At 55.5% G+C, this 600-nt stretch carries 2 tRNA genes; both read right to left on the reverse strand.

Annotated features, from left to right (window positions below):
• Positions 1–293: 293 nt before the first annotated feature.
• A tRNA-Ala gene (locus HR9077_RS20030) sits at positions 294–369 on the reverse strand.
• Between the two features lie 108 nt (positions 370–477).
• A tRNA-Ile gene (locus HR9077_RS20035) sits at positions 478–554 on the reverse strand.
• Positions 555–600: the final 46 nt, after the last annotated feature.

Raw genomic sequence — 600 nt, forward strand, 5'->3', positions numbered from 1 at the left:
CCACCGTATGCGCTTAATCGCTTGACCATATAACCCCAAGGGGTCTGGTGCGATCTCACACGACAATTGCCGGATACGCTTGAGTCGTATCTCAAATTTGTCAGCTTGATTCACATTGTTAAAGAGCTACTGTCAATCGACAGTCACAAACCCGGGCTATCCTGCTGGACAACTTGGCTTGTGACTGCGGACTTCAGGTATCGACTGTTGGATAATCGTTCCAAGACAAGGCGAAAGGCGGCGACGCCTAGTGCGCTAGGCGAGTCGGCTTTCAACGCCGTATTGGGACGATTTGGTGGAGCCTACCGGGATCGAACCGGTGACCTCCTGCGTGCAAGGCAGGCGCTCTCCCAGCTGAGCTAAGGCCCCTCTGACTTCCCCGACGTGCCATGGGGGGATTTCGTGGGAGACAAGGCGCTTTTTGCCGACGTGTAGCCTGCTACACGAGGTGAAAAGCAACGCCGTATCCGACGAAATTGGTGGGTCTGGGCAGACTCGAACTGCCGACCTCACCCTTATCAGGGGTGCGCTCTAACCAACTGAGCTACAGACCCATTGGTCACGCTGGGTCTCAACCCAAACAGTCTTTGCTCTGGCCGA

The organism is Modicisalibacter radicis, assembly GCF_900961225.1.
Classification (GTDB): domain Bacteria; phylum Pseudomonadota; class Gammaproteobacteria; order Pseudomonadales; family Halomonadaceae; genus Modicisalibacter.